The following is a 17,671-nucleotide window of genomic DNA, read 5'->3' as shown; positions in this document are numbered from 1 at the left end:
ACGCCGCGAAACGTCTGAAACCAAGTAGAATCAATGCCATGCACCCTGTCTACAAAATTAGACCGGACAGTAGTGGGCTCGACCCGGCAATCCATGCGGCCTTTGATTTCAAACCATTAGGCTGGATTATGCCGCACCTCATCATGGACCACCGGATCAAGTCCGGTGGTGACGCGGAGTGGGTGGACAGGCCGGAGTTGGAGCCGTTGGCTGCATGGTCATAGGCGACCTCCGGACGGTAGTGTGCGCGCCCAATCCTCAATCCGCCAACCTCCCTACTCCGCCGGCACGGTGATCCCCCAATCGGCCAGGATGTCGTCGCGGTTGGCCCCAGGCGTCGGCGGCGGGCCTTGCACCCGGCCCGGTGTGCGGCTGAAGCGCGGGGCGGGGGCCGGCTGGATGACGCCGTCGCGGGAGACGAAGGTGCCGCGGGCGGCGTTGTGGGGATGCGCGGGCGCTTCCTCCATGTCGAGGACCGGCGCGAAACAGGCGTCCGTATCTTCCAGCAGGGCGCACCATTCCTCGCGCGTCTTCTTGGCGAAGACCGCATCGAGTCGTTCGGCAAGGTCCGGCCACGCCGCCGTGTCGAGCTGCGCATTGAAGGCCGGATCGTCGATGCCGGCCTTTTCCAGGAGCAGCGCGTAGAATTTCGGCTCGATGGCGCCGACCGAGACCCATTTGCCGTCCGCACAGCGGTAGCAGCGATAGAAATGGGCGCCGCCGTCAAGGAAATTGCTGCCGCGCGCCTCATCCCATCTGCCGTTCGCCTTGAGGCCGTAGATCATCGCCATCAGGCTGGCGGCGCCGTCGACGATGGCGGCGTCGACCACCTGGCCCTTGCCGGAGGTCCTTGCTTCCAGCAGTCCGCAGACGAGGCCGAAGGCGAGATAGAGGGCGCCGCCGCCGAAATCGCCGACGAGGTTGAGCGGCGGCACGGGTGCGCCGTCCTTGCCCCCGATGGCCGAGAGTGCGCCGGAGAGCGCGATATAGTTGATGTCGTGGCCGGCGGCGCGGGCGAGAGGCCCGTCCTGGCCCCAGCCGGTCATGCGGCCATAGACGAGGCGCGGGTTGCGTTCCAGGCACGCGTCGGGCCCAAGGCCGATCTTCTCCATGACGCCCGGCCGGAAGCCTTCGATCAGGCCGTCGGCCCGCGCGACCAGCGCCATGGCGGTCGCCCTCCCCTCGTCGGACTTCAGGTCCAGTTCGATGGAGCGCCGGCCGCGGTTGAGGATGTCGTAGTCGATGGCAAAGGTGTTGTTGCCGCCGTTTCGCTCGATGCGCACGACGTCGGCGCCCATGTCCGACAAGAGCATGGCCGCGAAAGGCCCCGGCCCGATGCCGGCAAATTCAACGATACGGATGCCGGAAAGCGGCCCCATGGCGTTCCCCCATTCTTTTTTTCTGGTTGCAGCATCGCCGACGAAACACAGCGACCGCAAGCGGGAAAGACGGGGCGGCGTCAGGAAAGCACGAAGGTGTATTGGGAGACCGCGCAGGGCTTTTCCGCATCGTCCTGCCAGGCCCTGGTCGTCAGCGTCGCCACCCGGCGGCCGAGGCGGACGATCTGCGCATCGGCCAGGCAGTCACGGTCGCGTACGGAGCGCAGGTACGAGACGTTGACGGAGAGCGGGCGCAGCAGTTCGGCCCGGCCCAGATAGAGCGACAGGGTGAGGCTTGCCGCATAGTCCATCAGGCTGGCGACGATGCCGCCCTGGACGGCGCGCAGGAACGGGTTGCCGATATGGTGCTCGTCGACATGCATGCGGACCGCAATCCGGCCGTGCGCCTCGACGGCCTCGGTCCTCAGCCAGTGGGCAAAGGGCGAGGCGGCGAGGAGATCGTTGGCGCGTTCCAGTTCCGGCAGGCAGACGGTCATGCGCCCTCTCCCGCCGCTTCGGTAAAGAACGTCGGGCCACGCGTGCCGAGCATGAACGTGGCCGAGCCGCCGGCGACGAGCCCGCCGTCTCCCTGGCGGGTGATTTCACCGCGGGCATAGCCGACATTGTCGGCAATGGCGTAGCACTCGCCGGTGAAGACGAGGTCGGCGTCGGTGCGGGCGTCCTCGATGAAGTCGATCTTCAACTCAATGGTGGCGATCGCCTGGGGGACCGGCACGCGCATGCACACGCTGAGGCCGAAGACGCCGTCAAGGACGGTGAGGAGCACGCCGGGGGCAAGGCCGGCCCCCTCCCGGAAGGTCAGGTCGTCGCGCATCGGCAGGCGGCAGACGACGCGGTTCCAGTCGCCCTCCACGAACTCCATGCCGAGGGCACGGGCCATCGGGTGGTCGTCGATGAACAGCGTCACGAGATCGTTGCGGCGCTGGTCCAGAAGATCGGCGTCGTCGGCCACGCGGGGCTCCCTCCTCACGCCGCCCGCGTCCCTCACCTGTTCGGTGCGAGGTGCCAGGCCACGGACGGCTGTTGGAAAAGGTAGTCGCCTGAATGCGATTCCGCCAAGCGCTGGAAGCGCGCTTCGATCTCCGCGCGAACGGCGGGCACGCGCGCCGCGCGGGTCGGATCGATGCCGACGACATCATCGATGATCGCCTGAAGGGACGCGTAACGATAGGGAACATCGTAGCTTTCCCGGGCGTGGAGCGAGAGGTCGGCGCCGATCCGTCGCTCGATCGCTGCGCGGCTTTGCCGCAAGATTTCGCTCTCGTCCTCCAGCGGCAGAAGGATCTCGGTGAGCGCGCCCTCCGCCAGCGGCTCGGCGATATGGAGCCGTCCGCCGGGCTTCAAGACCCGCAGCGATTCGGTGAGCGCGGCGTCCTGCACGTCGCCAGGCACATGGTGGAAGGAGAACATGAAGGCGACGAGGTCGAGGCTTGCGTCGGCAAAGGGCAGCTTTTCGCCTCGCCCTTCCACGACCTCAAAGCCTTCGGCCTCTCTCGCCAGCGCGGCGACCTTGTCCGCCTCCACTTCGACGGCCGTCACCTTGGCCCCCTCGCCCGCCATCTCGCGGGCGAACGCGCCGTCGCCGGCGCCGATGTCGGCAACGGCAAGACCTTTGAGGGACAGGTTGCGGATGAGGAACGGCAGATGGCTCATTGCAGGAAGGGTATCACACACCGAGCCAGCGGTGCTGGATCTCGCTCTCGCCGCGCAAGTCGCCGGAGGGGCCGGACCACTGGATCTCGCCGCGGCCGAGCACAAAGGCGCGGTCGGCAAGGGTCGTGGCAAAGCCGAAATTCTGCTCCACCAGCAGGATGGAGAGCCCCGCCTTCTTCAACTCCATCAGCCGCTCGTGGATCTGCTTGACGACGATCGGGGCAAGGCCCTCCGTCGGCTCGTCGAGGATCAGGAGCTTGGGGTTGAGGAGAAGGCCCCGGGCGATCGCCAGCATCTGCTGCTCGCCGCCGGAAAGCTGCGAGCCGCCATTGTCGAGCCGTTCGCGCAGGCGCGGGAAGAACTCGAACACCCGCTCCATGGTCCAGCCGTCGGCGACCTCGCGGCGCGTGGACCGGGTCAGTTCCAGGTTCTCGCGGACTGAGAGCGAGGGGAAGATGCCGCGGTTTTCCGGCACGAAGGAAAGGCCGAGGGCGGAGAGGTCGTAGGTCTTCACCTTCTTCAGCGGTCTGCCGTCGAAGCGGATCTCGCCCTCCATCGCCGGCAGCAGGCTCATGACAGCCTTCAAGGTCGTCGTCTTGCCGGCGCCGTTGCGGCCGAGGAGCGTCACCACCTCGCCCTCGCCGACGGTGAGGTCGACGCCGTGCAGCACGCGCTTTTCGCCGTAGCCGGTGTGCAGTCCGGAAATCTCAAGCATCGCCGGCCCAGTCCCCCAGATAGATTTCGCGCACCTCGCGGCTGGTGCGGGCCGCCTCGGGCGTTCCGTCGAACACCACCTTGCCGAAATTCAACACGGTGACGCTGTCGGCGATGTCGAAGGCGACGTCGAGGTCGTGCTCGATGATGAGGATGGTGAGGTCGCGCGGCAGCCCACCGACCATGGCAGTGAAGGCATCGGTCATGTCCGGGCCGACGCCGGAGGTCGGCTCGTCCATCAAGAGCACCTTCGGCTCGGAGGCGAGCGCCAGGCCGACCTCGAGCTGGCGGCGGGCGCCGTAGGAGAGCGCGTCGCAGGAGACGTCGATCTGGCTCGTCAGGCCGACCATGCCGGCGATTTCTTCGGCCCTTTCGACGATACCGGCATCGCGGGTGCCGTCGCGCCACAGGGAAAAGGTCTTCTGGCGCTTGATGGCGAGCGCGAGCCTGAGGCTCTCGCCGACAGTGAGGCCGTCAAAGAGATTGTTCTTCTGGAAGCTGCGGCCGAGGCCGAGGCGGACGCGCTCGTTCGGCAGCATCTGGTTGACGGTGACGCCGTCGATGTTGATGCGGCCGCTGTCGGGGGAGAGTTCCCCGGTCAGAAGATTGAACAGCGTCGTCTTGCCGGCGCCGTTAGGGCCGAGCACGACCCGGCGCTCGCCCTTCTCCAGCCGGAACGAGACATTGTTGGTGACCCGCAGCGCGCCAAAGGCCTTGGAGAGTTCGACGACCTCAAGCATTGCCGGCCTCCGGGTTTTTTTGGGCCGTCGTCTTGCCAGGCTCCTGTTCCCGTTCTGACTTTCTGCGTGTCAGGCGGGCAACGCCGGCTTCCAGCGAGCCGTAGAGCCCTCTGCCGCCGGCAAGGATGGCGACGATCAGGAAGACGCCGATGAAGAAGTGCCAGTGGTTGGTGAATTCGGAGATCTCGTGCTTCAGGAGCACGACGAAGGCGGCGCCGACGACCGGGCCGATGAGCGTCTCAAGACCGCCGAGGATGACCATGATCAGCACCTCGCCGGAGGTGGTCCAGTCCATCATGCCGGGCGAGACGAACATGGTGTGCTGGGCGGCGATGGTGCCGGCAAAGCCCGCCGCAGTCCCGGCGAGCCCGCTCGCCATCGCCTTGTACCAGCGCACCGACAGGCCGAGGGCGCGCATGCGGTTTTCGTTGCGGTGGAGGCCGACCAGCGTGCGCCCGAAGCTCGACGTCAGGATGCGCGAAAAGACCAGATAGACGAGGCCGGTGGCGACGACGACGGCGCAGGCGAAGATGCTCGGATCGTTCATGTCGATGCCGATGGCGGTGAGGTCGATGCGCGGCACGCCGGCAACGCCGTCGCTGCCGCCGAGCATGCGGTTCTGGAAGGTGAAGACGTAGATCATCTGGCCGAAGGCGAGCGTTGCCATGATGTAGAAGATGCCGCGCACCTTGGAGGTGACGATGCCGAGCAGCCAGCCGGCGGCAAAGCAGGGAACGAGCGCCAGCGCCATGGCGGCGAGCGGCGGCACGCCGGCTTCCATCGTCATGATGACATAGGCATAGCCGCCGATGCCGTAGAAGGCGGCGTGGCCCAGCGAGACCATGCCGCCGAAGCCGGCGAGGAAATCAAGGCTGAGGGCGAGCAGCGCGTAGAGCGCGATCTCGACGAGGATTTCCTTGCCGAAATAGCCGGCCTGGAAGGCGGCGACGATGCCGGCGACGAAGAGCAGCGCGGCAACGGCGGAGCGGAGCTTTGAGGGATAATACATGGGTCAGTGCGCCCGCGCCGGGAACAGGCCCTCGGGCCGCAGGATGAGGGTCGCGCCGAGGAGGATGTAGCTGAGCGAGCCGGCGAGCTGCGGGATCAGCACCTGGCCGAAGGTCTGCAGCATGCCGATCAGCAGCGAGCCGACGATGGCGCCCTTGAGGCTGCCGAGACCGCCGATGACGACGACGATGAGCGTCGGGATCAGGATCTCCAGGTCCATGCCCGGATAGACCGAAAAGATCGGCGCGGCGGCGACGCCGGCAAGGCCGGCGAGCAGGCAGCCGGTGCAGAAGACAGCAAAGAACAGCCGTTCCACATTGACGCCGAGGCAGGAGGCCATTTCCGCATTGTCGACCGAGGCGCGGACCATGGCACCGATATTGGTGCGCTCCAGGGCGAGCCAGAGGATCAGGTAGACGGCAAGGCCGAGAGCGATGAGGAACAGGCGGTAGAGCGGATAGGTCTGGCCGAAGATGTGGATGTTGGTGGCAAGCAGGGTCGGGGCGGAGACGCCGAGCGCCAGGTCGCCCCAGATGACGCGAAAGGCGTCGAGGAAGATGAAGATGAGGCCGAAGGTCAAAAGCACCTGGGTCAGCGGCCCGGCGGACCGCACCTGGCGGATCAGCACACCGTAGAGCACGGCGCCGATGACGCAGACGGCGAGCGGGGCGAGGAGGAACGCGGCCCAGAAAGACCCCGTCCAAACGGCGATGGAATAGCCGATGAAGGCGCCGCAGGCATAGAGCGCGCCATGGGCGAGGTTGACGAAGTTCATCAGCCCGAAGGTGACGCTCAGCCCGACCGACAACAGGAACAGCAGCATGGAGAACTGCAGCCCGTTCAGGAACTGAACGAAGAGATATCCGGGATCGGTCAACATCAGGAAGCTCGCCTCCCGCCGTCGCGTCCTGCCGACGCCACGGCCCCCATCACAGCCAGAATTTTCGGGATTTGCAACGCCGGCGTCACGCGGGTCTTTTCAAAAAGACTGCGACGGGCGGGCGAAAGGCCGGAGACGGGGCGCGCCCGCCTCCGGCCCGGTGCCGGATCAGTTCATCTGGCAGCCGTTCGGCGCATCGCGAACGGCCTCGACCGTGTCGAGGATCTCCTGGGACGTGGAGCCGTCCTCGGCGACCTTGGTCTCGTAGATGTAGATATTCTGGACGATGTTGTTGGTCGCCGGATCGATCTCCAGGGGGCCGCGCGGGCCGGAGAACTTGACCTTGGAGAGGTTCTTCTTGAAGGCGGCCTTGTCGCCGCCGGAGGCCTTGATGGCCTCGACGATCAGCCGGCCGGCGTCATAGCCCTGCACGGCGTATTCCGAGGCGGCACGGTCATGGGCGGCCATGTAGTCCTTCTGGAAGCGCTCGTTCTCGGGGTTCTCGATGCTCGGCGAATAGTTGAGCGAGGTGATGACGCCGTCCGCGGCCTTGCCCTCGGCGCCGACATAGAGCGGCGAGGTCAGCCAGCCCGAGCCATAGAGCGGCATCTTCTCGTTGATGCCGAATTCGCCGTACTGCTTGACGAAGCCGATCGCCTCGCCGCCGGCATAGAAGACGAAGATGCCGTCGGCGCCGCTGGCGGCGGCTGCCGTCAGGTAGGGGCCGAAGTCCTTGGTCTTGCGGAACGGCGTGAACTGGCCGCCGACGATCTCGCCGCCGGCTTCGGTGAAGGACTTGGAGAACGCCTCGATCATCTGGCGGCCGGCGGCATAGTCCGGCGCCAGCGTGTAGATCTTCTTGACGCCCTTTTCGACCAGCCACGGGCCCATCGGCCGGTTGACCTGGCCGTTGGAGAAGGAAACGCGGATGATGTAGGGGCTGCAGCGCTCGCCGGTCATCTGGTCGTTGCCGGCATTGGCGACGACGAGCGGGGTCTCGGTCTGGTGCACGAAATCGCGCAGCGCGGCGAGGACGCCGGACGAGACGATGCCGGAAATGGCGTCGACCTTGTCCTGCAGGACCAGCTTGCGGGCCTTGGCGAGGCCGACCGGCGGCTTCACCTCGGTGTCTTCCTGGACGAGGGTCAGGGTGTCGTCGCCAAGATCCTTGCCGAAATGCTCGACCGCAAGGTTGAAGCCGGCGGTGATGTCGTTGCCGAGCGAGGCGTAGACGCCCGAATAGGGCAGCAGCAGCCCGACCTTGTAGTCGGCCGCCTGAGCGGGCAGCGTGAGCGCCGCCGCCAGAACGGCGGACGCCATGAAAGTCTTTCGCATTTTATTTCCTCCCTGGTGGTGTCCCCGACCTTACCCGGCGGGGACCCGCGTGCAAGCCTACCTGGATTTCCCGATGTGCATCCCGGGATTTCGCATTGTCGTTCCGGGAGGTCCCCGGCCGAATACGAGCACTATAATTCTTTCCCGCAGCGGCGCAAGTGATGATTTGCGAATATGTCCCGGTCGGACATCATTCCTATAACCATATGATTTTGCATGTGTAATATCTTTCACATCCGGGTTGTTCCGGATTTTGCTTGATCCGGACCATGGAATGCGATTATGCGATATAATGCACATTACAAGCACGACGGCCGCAAAGGCCGCGGGAGGACCGACCATGGACGCATTCAAGACTTCGATCGCCACCGTCGTCGATGCCATCGGCAAGCGACCGCTTGACGGAGCGCTCGCCGACGACCTCAACCGCACGTTCCCGGAAAACGGTGATATCGTGACGACACTCGCCGAGGCCTGCGCGCGCGGCGAGGAGCAAGGCTGGCTGATGCAGCGCGAGGCCGGCGGCATCAAGTTCGGCCGCGCGGTCAAGCCGGGCGCGGAGGCGGGACGCTTCAGCGTCGACGTGGTGCGCATGAAGGACGTCAAGGGCCCGCACCATGTCCACACCAATGGTGAGATCGGGCTCTTGATGCCGATCGACGGCGCGCCGCGCTTCGATGGCTTTGACGGCCCCTGGTACGTCTACGAGCCGGGCAGCGCCCACCACCCGACGGTGAGCGGGGGCGATGCCTATGTGCTCTACCTGCTCCCGGAGGGGGCTATCGAGTTCACCGGCAAGTAGGCGGGAGCAACGGCCGCGGCATGACGGCCGGCCCCGACACTCAACAACAATGGATCGGGCGCATTCCCGGCGCCCCGCGCAAGGGCAGGAAGCACATGGACGACAAGCGCATCTTCAATGTCGCGGTGGATTTCATCGACCGCAATGTGGACGCCGGGCGCGGCGACAAGCCGGCCTTCATCGAGGGCGAGAACAGCCTCACCTATGGCGCGCTGCAGGCGGAAAGCGAGCGCATGGTCGGGCTTCTTTCCCGCTTCGGCCTGAAGCGCGAGGACCGGGTGGCGATGATCACCCTCGATACGATCGAGTACCCGGTCATCTTCCTCGGCGCGATCCGCGCCGGCGTCATCCCGGTGGCGCTCAACACGCTGCTGTCCGGCGAGCAGTACCGCTACATGCTCTCAGATTCCCGCGCCCGGGCGCTGTTCGTCTCCGAGCCGCTCTACCAGACCGTGGCGCCGATCCTTGCCTCCATCCCGACGCTGGAGCATATCTTCGTCGTCGGCCATCCGGTGGAGGGAACGCTCGACTTCGCCACCGAACTCGCCGCCTCGGAGCGCGGCGCGACGGCCGAGACGACCGCGGACGAGGTCGCCTTCTGGCTCTATTCCTCCGGCTCGACCGGGGCGCCGAAGGGCGTGCCGCATGTGCAGACGAGCGCGGCGGAAACCGCAAAGCTCTTCGGCACCGACATCATCGGCTTCTCAGAGGACGACGTCGTCTTTTCCGCCGCCAAGCTGTTCTTTGCCTATGGGCTCGGCAACGGCCTGTCGTTCCCTATGGCGGCCGGCGCCACCACCATCCTCTATCCGGCGCGACCGACGCCGCAGGCCGTGTTCGACATCCTGCAGAAATACCAGCCGACGGTCTTTTGCGGCGTGCCGACGCTCTATGCGGCGATGCTCGCCTATCCGGAGGCCGGACCCGCGATGGGCTCGCCGAACTTGCGGATCTGCGTCTCCGCCGGCGAGGCGCTGCCGGAGGATGTGGGCAAGCGCTGGAAGAAGCTCTTCGGCGTCGACATCGTCGACGGCGTCGGCTCCACGGAAATGCTGCACATCTTCCTTTCCAACAAACCGGACGACATCGTCTACGGCACCTCCGGCAAGCCGGTTCCGGGCTATGATGTCCGGCTGGTCGACGAGAACGACAAGGATGTCGCCGACGGCGAGGTCGGCGAACTGCTGGTGCGCGGCTCGACGGCCGCCGTCGGCTACTGGAACCAGCGCGAGAAAAGCCGGCGCACCTTCATGGGCGAATGGACCCGCACCGGCGACAAATACACCCGCGATGCCAGCGGCAACTACGTCTATTGCGGGCGCACCGACGACATGTTCAAGGTCAGCGGCATCTGGGTCTCGCCGTTCGAGGTGGAATCGGCGCTGATCTCCCATCCGGGCGTCCTGGAAGCGGCCGTCGTGCCGCGGGCGGACGGGGAGAACCTCATCAAGCCCTGCGCCTTTGTGGTGCCCAAGAACGGCGCCGATCTCGACTATGACATGCTCAAGGAGCACGTGAAGTCGGAAATCGGCAAGTGGAAGTATCCGCGCTGGATCGAGTTCGTCGACGAGCTGCCGAAGACCGCCACCGGCAAGATCCAACGCTTCAAGCTGCGCGACATGCTATGAGGGCGGACGCCGCCGCGCTCTCCCCGGAGGGCCTGATCACCATCGGCGATGCCGAGTTGCACTATCGCTGGATCGGCCCGGGGCCGGAGGACGCGCCGACTATCGTCCTGCTGCATGAGGGGCTCGGGGCCGTCACCACCTGGCGCGACTTCCCGGACCGGCTGGCGGAGGCGACCGGGCACGGCGTCTTCGTCTATTCGCGCCAGGGCTACGGCAAGTCGTCCCCTTGCGCCCTGCCCCGCCCGCTCGACTACATGACGCGCGAGGCCGTCGAGGTGGTACCGCCGCTGCTCGATGCCATCGGGTTCCGGCGCGGTGTGCTGCTGGGCCATTCCGACGGCGGCTCGATCGCCTCGGTCTATTGCGGTCGCTTTGACGATACGCGCGTCGAAAAGCTGATTTTGCTGGCGCCGCACTTCTTCAACGAGGACTGCTGCGTCACCTCGATTGCCGAGATCAACCGGATCTATGGCGACGGCCTGCGGGAAAAGCTGAAACGCCACCATGGCGACAATGTCGATTGCGCGTTCCGGGGCTGGGCCGATTCCTGGCTGCATCCGGATTTCCTCAACTGGAATATCGAGGCGGACCTGGCCGGCGTTTCGGTTCCGACCCTCGTCGTCCAGGGCAAGGACGACGAATACGGCACCCTCGCCCAGATCGAGGCGGTGCGCCGGCACGTCAGCGCACCGGTGACGGTCGCCCATCTGGACGATTGCGGCCATTCCCCGTTCCGAGACCGGTCCAACGCTACCCTCGATGCGATTTTCTCATTTTTGCAATCTTAAGTGACATTTTATGCATTATTTTTCTCTTTTCGCCGCCAACGCTTTGCTGGTCTCGCAAAAAGAGGTGTAAAATGCATATATTCCGCGATGGCTGATTGACAATCATGAACTATATTGCAATATGCCACGAAACGAATATCGGCCCTTAAGGGAGGACCCATGACCATCGACTTCCAAACCGACCCGTCCAAATACCGGCACTGGCGGATCGACACCGACGGGCCGATCGCCACGCTGACCATGGACGTGGACGAGAACGGGGGCCTCTTCGAGGGCTACCAGCTCAAGCTCAACTCCTACGACCTCGGCGTCGACATCGAGCTTGCCGACGCCATCCAGCGGCTGCGCTTCGAGCACCCCGAAGTCAAGGCCGTCGTCCTGAAGTCCGGCAAGGACCGGGTGTTCTGCGCCGGCGCCAACATCCGCATGCTGGGCGGCGCCACGCACGCCCACAAGGTCAATTTCTGCAAGTTCACCAACGAGACCCGCAACGCCATGGAGGCGGCCGGCACCCTGTCGGGCCAGACCTACATCGCCGCGGTCCAGGGCGCCTGCGCCGGCGGCGGCTACGAGCTGGCGCTCGCCACCGACCACATCATCCTGACCGATGACGGCGCGTCCTCCGTCGCCCTTCCCGAGGTGCCGCTGCTGGCCGTCTTACCGGGCACCGGCGGCCTCACCCGCGTCACCGACAAGCGCAAGGTCCGCCGCGACCTCGCGGACGTCTTCTGCTCCATCGAGGAAGGCATCAAGGGCAAGCGCGCCGTCGACTGGCGCCTGGTCGACGAGATCGCCACCAACTCCAAATTCGACGAGGTGGTTGCCGAGCGGGCCAACGAGATCGCCTCTCGCTCCGACCGGCCGGACGACGCCAAGGGCGTTTCGCTGACGTCGCTGACGCGCACCATCACCGACAACGCGGTCACCTATTCAACCGTCTCGCTGGAACTCGACCGTGAGACCCGGATCGCGACCATCACCATCACCGGCCCGGAAACGGATGCGCCGGCCGACACCGACGCGCTCGCTTCGGAGGGCGCCGATGCCTGGTGCCTGAAATTCGCCCGCGAGTTGGACGATGCGATCCTGCACCTGCGCTTCAACGAGCCGGACACCGCCGCCGTCGTCTTCAAGACCGTCGGCGACCCGGAAAAGGTCGTCGCCCACGAGGCCTTCCTCATCGCCAATGACGGCAACTGGCTGGCGCGGGAAATCCTTCTTTACTGGCAGCGCCTCTTCAAGCGCGTCGACCTGACCTCGCGCACCCTCGTGGCGCTGGTCGAGCCCGGCTCCTGCTTTGCCGGCCCGCTCGCCGAAATCGCCTTTGCCGCCGACCGCAGCTACATGCTGATCGGCCAGTTCGAGGGCGACAACCGGCCGGAGGCGACGCTGACGCTGACGGAGGGCAATTTCGGCCGCTATCCGATGTCGAACGACCTGACGCGGCTGCAGACCCGCTTCCTCGGCGAGCCGGAGAGCGTCGACAAGGCCAAGGCCGCCTGCCGCAAGGCGCTCGATGCGTCGGAGGCCGACGAGTTCGGCCTCGTCACCTTCGCCTATGACGACATCGACTGGGAGGACGAGATCCGCATTTTCCTGGAAGAGCGGGCCTCCTTCTCCCCCGATGCCCTCACCGGCATGGAGGCGAACCTGCGCTTTGCCGGGCCGGAGACCATGGAGACCCGCATCTTCGGCCGGCTGACCGCCTGGCAGAACTGGATTTTCCAGCGCCCCAACGCCGTCGGCGAGAACGGCGCGCTGCGCCGCTATGGCAGCGGCATCCGCGGCGACTTCGACACCACGCGCGTTTGACGGCGCCAACGAACAAGATTTCTGGAGGAACACGCAATGCTCGATGCAATGAATGTCAGCTACGACACGCAAATCCCGAATAATGTCAGCCTGTCCGACGACCGCCGCCTGCTGAAGGCGCTGGAGCGCTGGCATCCGGGCTATCTCGACTGGTGGCAGGACATGGGGCCGGAAGGCTTCCAGGAGTCGCTCGTCTACCTGCGCACCGCCATCAGCGTCGATCCCAAGGGCTGGGCCAAGTTCGACTATGTGAAGATGCCGGAATACCGCTGGGGTATCCTGCTTGCCCCTCAGGTCGAGGATCGCAAGATCCCGTTCGGCCAGCATTTGGGCGAGCCGGCCTGGCAGGAGGTTCCGGGCGAATATCGCGGCCTGATGCGCCGCCTCATCGTCATCCAGGGCGACACCGAGCCGGCCTCCGTGGAGCAGCAGCGGCATCTCGGCGCCACCGCGCCCTCGCTCTACGACATGCGCAACCTGTTCCAGGTCAATGTGGAGGAAGGCCGGCACCTTTGGGCGATGGTCTATCTGCTGCAGAAATATTTCGGTGCGGACGGCCGTGAGGAATCCAACGAACTCCTGCGCCGCCGCTCCGGCTCCGAGGATGCGCCGCGCATGCTCGGCGCCTTCAACGAGGCGACGCCTGACTGGCTCTCCTTCTTCATGTTCACCTACTTCACCGACCGCGACGGCAAGATGCAGCTCGAAGCGCTCGCCCAGTCCGGCTTCGATCCGCTGTCGCGCACCTGCCGCTTCATGCTGACGGAGGAAGCCCACCACATGTTCGTCGGCGAGACAGGCGTCGGGCGGACCATCGAGCGGACCTGCGAGGCGATGAAGGAGGCCGGTATCACCGACCCCTACGACGTGGAAAAGGTACGTGCGCTCGGCGTCGTCGACCTGCCGCTGATCCAGAAGAAGCTGAACCTGCACTACACGCTGTCGCTCGACCTCTTCGGTTCCGAAGTCTCCACCAATGCCGCCAACGCCTTCAACTCCGGCATCAAGGGCCGCTTCCAGGAGCACAAGATCGAGGACGACCACCAGCTCGTCAACGACACCTATCCGGTTATCCGCCTCATCGACGGCAAGGCGGTGACGGTCCAGGAGCCGGCGCTGACCGCCCTCAACATGCGCCTGCGCGACGACTACTCCAAGGATGCCGCCGGCGGCGTCGGCCGCTGGAACCGCATCTTCAAGAAATACGGCGTCGACTTCGAGCTGTCGCTGCCGCACATGGCCTTCCATCGCCATATCGGCGAGTTCGCCGGCGCCCATGCGAAGCCGGACGGCACTCTGATCTCCAAGGACGAGTGGGAGAAGCACCGCGATGAGTGGCTGCCCAACTCCGACGACGGCGACTATCTCGCCAGCCTGATGAAGCCGTGCTTCGAGACCGGCAAGTTCGCCAACTGGATCACGGCGCCGAAGGTCGGCATCGATCACAAGGAAGGCGACTTCGAATACGTGAAGATCTACGACGCGTAGGACCGGTTTTCACCGCTTTTCGCCGTCATTGCGAGCGCAGCGAAGCAATCCAGTGCAGCCGATGCCGCATGGATTGCCGCGTCGGCCTAGCGGCCTCCTCGCAATGACGGTGGCTAAGCGGTGCCCCGACCGATAGCCGGGCATTTCCCGGCACGCCGACACCAAAAACACCCGCAGCCCGAAGCACCTGCACCCATGAACAAGCCCGTAAAGCAACATCTCATCGATCCGGAAATCTGCATTCGCTGCAATACCTGCGAAGAGACCTGCCCGATCGATGCCGTCACCCATAACGACGACAACTACGTCGTGCTGGCGGAAAAGTGCAATTTCTGCATGAGCTGCATCGCCCCCTGCCCGACCGGCGCCATCGACAACTGGCGGGTCGTGCTGGAGGCCTATCCGATCGACGAGCAGTTCGAGTGGTTCGAGCTTCCCGAGCAGGAAGAGATCAGCGGCGCGGCCGAGGCAGCCGAAAGCGACGATGCCGTCGAGGACGATGTCGCCCGGCTGCTGCACGAGGCCCATGAGGGCGCCGGCGGCAAGGTGCACCCGCCCGCCTCGGCGTCCGCGCCCAGCATCAATCTCTACAATCGCAAGCATCCGCTGACCGCCGTCGTCCAGGGCAATTACCGGCTGACGGCGCCGGATGCGGAGAGCGACATCCGGCACATCATCCTGTCGGCCGGCAACCACAATTTCCCGGTGCTGGAAGGCCAGAGCGTCGGCGTCATCCCGCCGGGCACCGACCGCATCGGCAATCCGCACGCGCCGCGGCTCTATTCCATCTCCAGCGCCCGCGACGGCGAGCGGCCGAACACCAACAATTTCTCGCTGACCGTCAAGCGCGAGCCGGAGGGCATCTGCTCCAACTATCTGTGCGACCTGAAGAAGGGCGACACGGTCGAACTTACCGGCCCGTTCGGCGCCACCTTCCTGATGCCGAACGACACCGAGGCCGACATCGTCATGATCTGCACCGGCACGGGCTCGGCCCCGTTCCGCGCCTTCACCGAGCGGCGGCGGCGCACGGCGCCGAATGCCAACGGCAAGCTGCACCTCTTCTTCGGCGCCAGGCGGCCGGAAGAGCTGCCCTATTTCGGCCCGCTGAAGAAGGTGCCGACCAAGCTGCTGGTGCAGAACCTCGTTTTCTCCCGCCTGCCGGACCGGCCCAAGGAATACGTCCAGGACCGCATGCGCAATGAGGGCGCCACCCTCTCGGAGCTCTTGCAAAAGGCCACCACCCACATCTATGTCTGCGGGCTGAAGGGCATGGAGACCGGCGTCGACGAGGCGCTCGACGAGATCAGCCGCGAGGCCGGGCTCTCCTGGGACGCCATCAAGTCGGAGATGCGGGAGAACGGCCGGTACCATGTCGAAACCTATTGAGGCCCCGTCACTTAGTGAGGTGCCGGGAAAGACGGCGGCAAAGCGCGGCTGGGTGTTCCCGGACCGGGTAAAAGACATCGAGGCGATCCCGGCAACGCCGGAAGCCCCGTTCCGCTACATGCGCAGCATCACCTGGGCCGATTGCGACCCGGCGCAGATCGCCTATACCGGCAACATCCCGAACTGGTGCCTTGAGGCGCTGGAGGCCTGGTACAAGGCCGTTCTCGGCGTCAACTGGTACGAGCTCAACCTCGACCATGGCCTCGGCACGCCCTTCGTCCATCTGGAAAACGACTTCAAGTCCCCGGTGACGCCGCGCCACGACCTGGAGCTCGTCGTCCGGCTCAGCCGGCTCGGCTCGCGCTCGCTTGCCCACACCATAGAGGGCCGCCAGGGCGGCACGCTCTGCTTCACCGGGGCCTATGCCAGCGCCATGGTCGCGGCGGTGGAGATGAAGGCGATCTCGCTGCCGCCGATGATGCGCGAGGCGGTGGAGCGGTTCGTCGCCGTCCAGGACGCCAGTGACGCGGAGACGGCCGCGAGCCCGGCTCGCAGGTAGCAGGATTCGGTTGACTACCTGGGATTGCGATGCGGCTTTTGCGCGCGCATCGCTTAGCAACAGTTGCGTCGGTTGCATTATATTTCTAGTTTGGAACGGAGTTATGATCGGAGGGACTCGCTTTGAGCGAGCCTTCCACGCAATGGACTGGCGATAGAACACGATGACCCGCGATAACGAGGCCAACGGTTTTCTGGACGAACTGGGTGCCAAGGTGAAGATTGCCCGGGCCCGGCGCGGCATGTCGCGCAAGCTGGTGTCGGAAATATCCGGCGTCTCGCCGCGCTACATCGCCCAGCTTGAAAACGGAAAAGGCAATATTTCCGTCGTCCTGCTGCGCCAGATCTCCCAGGCGATCAGCGTGCCGCTGGAAACCCTGTTCTCCGACATCGAGCCGATGACCGGCGAGATCGCCCAGATCGTCAAGAAGCTGCAGACGGCCTCGCCGCTGGAAGTGGCCCGGGTGCAGACCATCCTCGGCGTCAATTCCGAAGAATACGACAAGGCCGAACGCTACGTGCTGATCGGCCTGCGCGGTGCCGGCAAGTCGACGCTCGGGCGGATGGCCGCACGCGAGCTGAACTACCCCTTCGTGGAACTCAATGCGGAAATCGAGCGCCAGAGCGGCATGGCCGTCGACGAGATCTTCGCGCTCTACGGCCAGGAGGGCTATCGCAAGCTGGAAAAGGCGGCGCTGGACCGCATCGCCTGCAACTACAATCAGGTGGTGCTGGCGGCCGCCGGCGGCGTCGTTTCCGAGCCGGAGACCTACGACCTCCTGATGTCGAAATTCGTCGCCATCTGGCTGCGCGCCTCGCCGGACGAGCACATGAACCGGGTGCTGGCCCAGGGCGACAAGCGGCCGATGGCCGACAATCCCGAAGCGATGGAAGAGCTGAAGGAAATCCTCACCAGCCGCGAGGCGCTCTATGCCCGCGCGCCAATGACCGTCGACACCTCGGACCGCTCGATCGAGGAAAGCCGCAACGACCTCATCGCCGCCATCCGCTGCAATCGCTGCGCGGTGCTCGATTCCATCGAGGAAGGCGGCGCCCGGGTGCGCGATGCCTGCGCCGGCGGGCGATCCGCGGCGTCTTGAGGGCGGGCCGAGGGCGCTATCACTTCGGCCGTTCCACCGCCGTCATCCCGGCCGTAGCGAAGCGGAGAGCCGGGGTGACGACGGAGTTTGTGGCTGGCGGAGCGCGTTCGACGGAAATGCGGAGCTTGCCGCCGACGCCGTCTGGATTGCCGCGTCGGCCTTGCGGCCTCCTCGCAATGACGTTGAAATTTTTGAGAAATTAACCACGCGCCGTCATTGCTGTGCAAGTTCACGAATTCGGTGATGGCTGTTCGGTTTTCTTTTGTTCGGCGAAGGTCTTTGGCGGGATGTTTCCGATTGCCTGGTGGGGCCTGAACTCGTTGTAGTAGATGATATATTCGATGAGCTCGTTGGCCAGGTGCTCGGGGGTGTCGAA

Annotated in this window: 19 protein-coding genes; 9 read left to right on the top strand and 10 right to left on the bottom strand. The window is 65.2% G+C overall.

Features of this window, described 5'->3' with window-relative positions; genetic code table 11:
• On the top strand, nucleotides 1–224 hold a 224-nt coding region (locus tag CH339_RS25010; protein ID WP_210207389.1), incomplete at its 5' end, for a hypothetical protein.
• A gap of 51 nt (nucleotides 225–275) precedes the next feature.
• Here the strand turns inward: CH339_RS25010 and CH339_RS22545 are convergent.
• From CH339_RS22545 to CH339_RS22505, 9 genes are all read right to left on the bottom strand, one after another.
• Nucleotides 276–1,379 (bottom strand): CaiB/BaiF CoA transferase family protein, encoded by a 1,104-nt coding sequence (locus CH339_RS22545; RefSeq protein WP_111436661.1) that lies wholly within the window; start codon nucleotides 1,377–1,379, stop codon nucleotides 276–278.
• A gap of 80 nt (nucleotides 1,380–1,459) precedes the next feature.
• A complete protein-coding gene (locus tag CH339_RS22540; RefSeq protein WP_111436660.1) occupies nucleotides 1,460–1,876 on the bottom strand; it encodes a PaaI family thioesterase in 417 nt (138 codons plus the stop codon).
• Complete coding sequence (locus tag CH339_RS22535) at nucleotides 1,873–2,352, bottom strand: PaaI family thioesterase (RefSeq protein WP_111436659.1); 480 nt, start codon at nucleotides 2,350–2,352, stop codon at nucleotides 1,873–1,875. Before CH339_RS22535 ends, CH339_RS22540 begins: the two co-directional genes overlap by 4 nt.
• 32 nt (nucleotides 2,353–2,384) lie before the next feature.
• Nucleotides 2,385–3,053, bottom strand: coding sequence for a class I SAM-dependent methyltransferase (locus CH339_RS22530; RefSeq protein WP_111436658.1), 669 nt, complete (start codon nucleotides 3,051–3,053; stop codon nucleotides 2,385–2,387).
• 13 nt (nucleotides 3,054–3,066) lie between these two features.
• Nucleotides 3,067–3,768, bottom strand: coding sequence for an ABC transporter ATP-binding protein (locus CH339_RS22525; RefSeq protein WP_111436657.1), 702 nt, complete (start codon nucleotides 3,766–3,768; stop codon nucleotides 3,067–3,069).
• On the bottom strand, nucleotides 3,761–4,507 hold the full coding sequence (locus CH339_RS22520) for an ABC transporter ATP-binding protein (RefSeq protein ID WP_111436656.1): 747 nt from the start codon (nucleotides 4,505–4,507) through the stop codon (nucleotides 3,761–3,763). Before CH339_RS22520 ends, CH339_RS22525 begins: the two co-directional genes overlap by 8 nt.
• Nucleotides 4,500–5,516, bottom strand: a complete 1,017-nt coding sequence (locus CH339_RS22515) for a branched-chain amino acid ABC transporter permease (protein ID WP_111436655.1) — start codon at nucleotides 5,514–5,516, stop codon at nucleotides 4,500–4,502. The genes CH339_RS22520 and CH339_RS22515 overlap by 8 nt, the downstream gene beginning before the upstream one ends.
• 3 nt (nucleotides 5,517–5,519) lie before the next feature.
• Nucleotides 5,520–6,395, bottom strand: coding sequence for a branched-chain amino acid ABC transporter permease (locus CH339_RS22510; protein WP_111436654.1), 876 nt, complete (start codon nucleotides 6,393–6,395; stop codon nucleotides 5,520–5,522).
• A gap of 168 nt (nucleotides 6,396–6,563) precedes the next feature.
• A complete protein-coding gene (locus CH339_RS22505; RefSeq protein ID WP_111436653.1) occupies nucleotides 6,564–7,730 on the bottom strand; it encodes an ABC transporter substrate-binding protein in 1,167 nt (388 codons plus the stop codon).
• Nucleotides 7,731–8,070: 340 nt separating this feature from the next.
• On the opposite strand from CH339_RS22505, the gene CH339_RS22500 reads away from it, so the two are divergent.
• From CH339_RS22500 to CH339_RS22465, 8 genes are all read left to right on the top strand, one after another.
• Nucleotides 8,071–8,532, top strand: a complete 462-nt coding sequence (locus CH339_RS22500; RefSeq protein WP_111436663.1) for a 4-hydroxylaminobenzoate lyase — start codon at nucleotides 8,071–8,073, stop codon at nucleotides 8,530–8,532.
• A gap of 95 nt (nucleotides 8,533–8,627) precedes the next feature.
• Complete coding sequence (locus tag CH339_RS22495) at nucleotides 8,628–10,160, top strand: benzoate-CoA ligase family protein (protein WP_111436652.1); 1,533 nt, start codon at nucleotides 8,628–8,630, stop codon at nucleotides 10,158–10,160.
• Nucleotides 10,157–10,948, top strand: a complete 792-nt coding sequence (locus CH339_RS22490; protein WP_111436651.1) for an alpha/beta fold hydrolase — start codon at nucleotides 10,157–10,159, stop codon at nucleotides 10,946–10,948. Before CH339_RS22495 ends, CH339_RS22490 begins: the two co-directional genes overlap by 4 nt.
• A 159-nt stretch (nucleotides 10,949–11,107) precedes the next feature.
• Complete coding sequence (boxC, locus tag CH339_RS22485; protein WP_111436650.1) at nucleotides 11,108–12,760, top strand: 2,3-epoxybenzoyl-CoA dihydrolase; 1,653 nt, start codon at nucleotides 11,108–11,110, stop codon at nucleotides 12,758–12,760.
• A 48-nt stretch (nucleotides 12,761–12,808) separates the two neighbouring features.
• The gene (boxB, locus tag CH339_RS22480) at nucleotides 12,809–14,248 is read left to right on the top strand and encodes a benzoyl-CoA 2,3-epoxidase subunit BoxB (RefSeq protein ID WP_184443473.1); all 1,440 of its coding nucleotides are present in this window, start codon (nucleotides 12,809–12,811) and stop codon (nucleotides 14,246–14,248) included.
• Between the two features lie 195 nt (nucleotides 14,249–14,443).
• The gene (boxA, locus tag CH339_RS22475; protein ID WP_111436648.1) at nucleotides 14,444–15,637 is read left to right on the top strand and encodes a benzoyl-CoA 2,3-epoxidase subunit BoxA; all 1,194 of its coding nucleotides are present in this window, start codon (nucleotides 14,444–14,446) and stop codon (nucleotides 15,635–15,637) included.
• On the top strand, nucleotides 15,621–16,196 hold the full coding sequence (locus CH339_RS22470) for an acyl-CoA thioesterase (protein WP_111436647.1): 576 nt from the start codon (nucleotides 15,621–15,623) through the stop codon (nucleotides 16,194–16,196). Before boxA ends, CH339_RS22470 begins: the two co-directional genes overlap by 17 nt.
• Nucleotides 16,197–16,359: 163 nt before the next feature.
• A complete protein-coding gene (locus CH339_RS22465) occupies nucleotides 16,360–17,295 on the top strand; it encodes a helix-turn-helix transcriptional regulator (protein WP_111436646.1) in 936 nt (311 codons plus the stop codon).
• A gap of 229 nt (nucleotides 17,296–17,524) precedes the next feature.
• Here the strand turns inward: CH339_RS22465 and CH339_RS25470 are convergent.
• Nucleotides 17,525–17,671: integrase core domain-containing protein (locus CH339_RS25470; protein WP_146610090.1), on the bottom strand; the 147-nt coding region annotated here is incomplete at its 5' end.

It is taken from the genome of Rhodobium orientis, assembly GCF_003258835.1.
GTDB classification, from domain to species: Bacteria; Pseudomonadota; Alphaproteobacteria; order Rhizobiales; family Rhodobiaceae; genus Rhodobium; species Rhodobium orientis.
The sequence above is the reverse complement of the archived record's forward strand: the minus strand, read 5'-3'. Positions and strand labels throughout refer to the sequence as shown.

Coding starts and splice junctions, on each gene's coding strand:
- CH339_RS22545 (WP_111436661.1), bottom strand. CDS start 1,379: ATGGGGCCGCTTTCCGGCATCCGTATCGTTGAATTTGCCGGCATCGGG.
- CH339_RS22540 (WP_111436660.1), bottom strand. CDS start 1,876: ATGACCGTCTGCCTGCCGGAACTGGAACGCGCCAACGATCTCCTCGCC.
- CH339_RS22530 (WP_111436658.1), bottom strand. CDS start 3,053: ATGAGCCATCTGCCGTTCCTCATCCGCAACCTGTCCCTCAAAGGTCTT.
- CH339_RS22525 (WP_111436657.1), bottom strand. CDS start 3,768: ATGCTTGAGATTTCCGGACTGCACACCGGCTACGGCGAAAAGCGCGTG.
- CH339_RS22520 (WP_111436656.1), bottom strand. CDS start 4,507: ATGCTTGAGGTCGTCGAACTCTCCAAGGCCTTTGGCGCGCTGCGGGTC.
- CH339_RS22515 (WP_111436655.1), bottom strand. CDS start 5,516: ATGTATTATCCCTCAAAGCTCCGCTCCGCCGTTGCCGCGCTGCTCTTC.
- CH339_RS22510 (WP_111436654.1), bottom strand. CDS start 6,395: ATGTTGACCGATCCCGGATATCTCTTCGTTCAGTTCCTGAACGGGCTG.
- CH339_RS22505 (WP_111436653.1), bottom strand. CDS start 7,730: ATGCGAAAGACTTTCATGGCGTCCGCCGTTCTGGCGGCGGCGCTCACG.
- CH339_RS22500 (WP_111436663.1), top strand. CDS start 8,071: ATGGACGCATTCAAGACTTCGATCGCCACCGTCGTCGATGCCATCGGC.
- CH339_RS22495 (WP_111436652.1), top strand. CDS start 8,628: ATGGACGACAAGCGCATCTTCAATGTCGCGGTGGATTTCATCGACCGC.
- CH339_RS22490 (WP_111436651.1), top strand. CDS start 10,157: ATGAGGGCGGACGCCGCCGCGCTCTCCCCGGAGGGCCTGATCACCATC.
- boxC (WP_111436650.1), top strand. CDS start 11,108: ATGACCATCGACTTCCAAACCGACCCGTCCAAATACCGGCACTGGCGG.
- boxB (WP_184443473.1), top strand. CDS start 12,809: ATGAATGTCAGCTACGACACGCAAATCCCGAATAATGTCAGCCTGTCC.
- boxA (WP_111436648.1), top strand. CDS start 14,444: ATGAACAAGCCCGTAAAGCAACATCTCATCGATCCGGAAATCTGCATT.
- CH339_RS22470 (WP_111436647.1), top strand. CDS start 15,621: ATGTCGAAACCTATTGAGGCCCCGTCACTTAGTGAGGTGCCGGGAAAG.
- CH339_RS22465 (WP_111436646.1), top strand. CDS start 16,360: ATGACCCGCGATAACGAGGCCAACGGTTTTCTGGACGAACTGGGTGCC.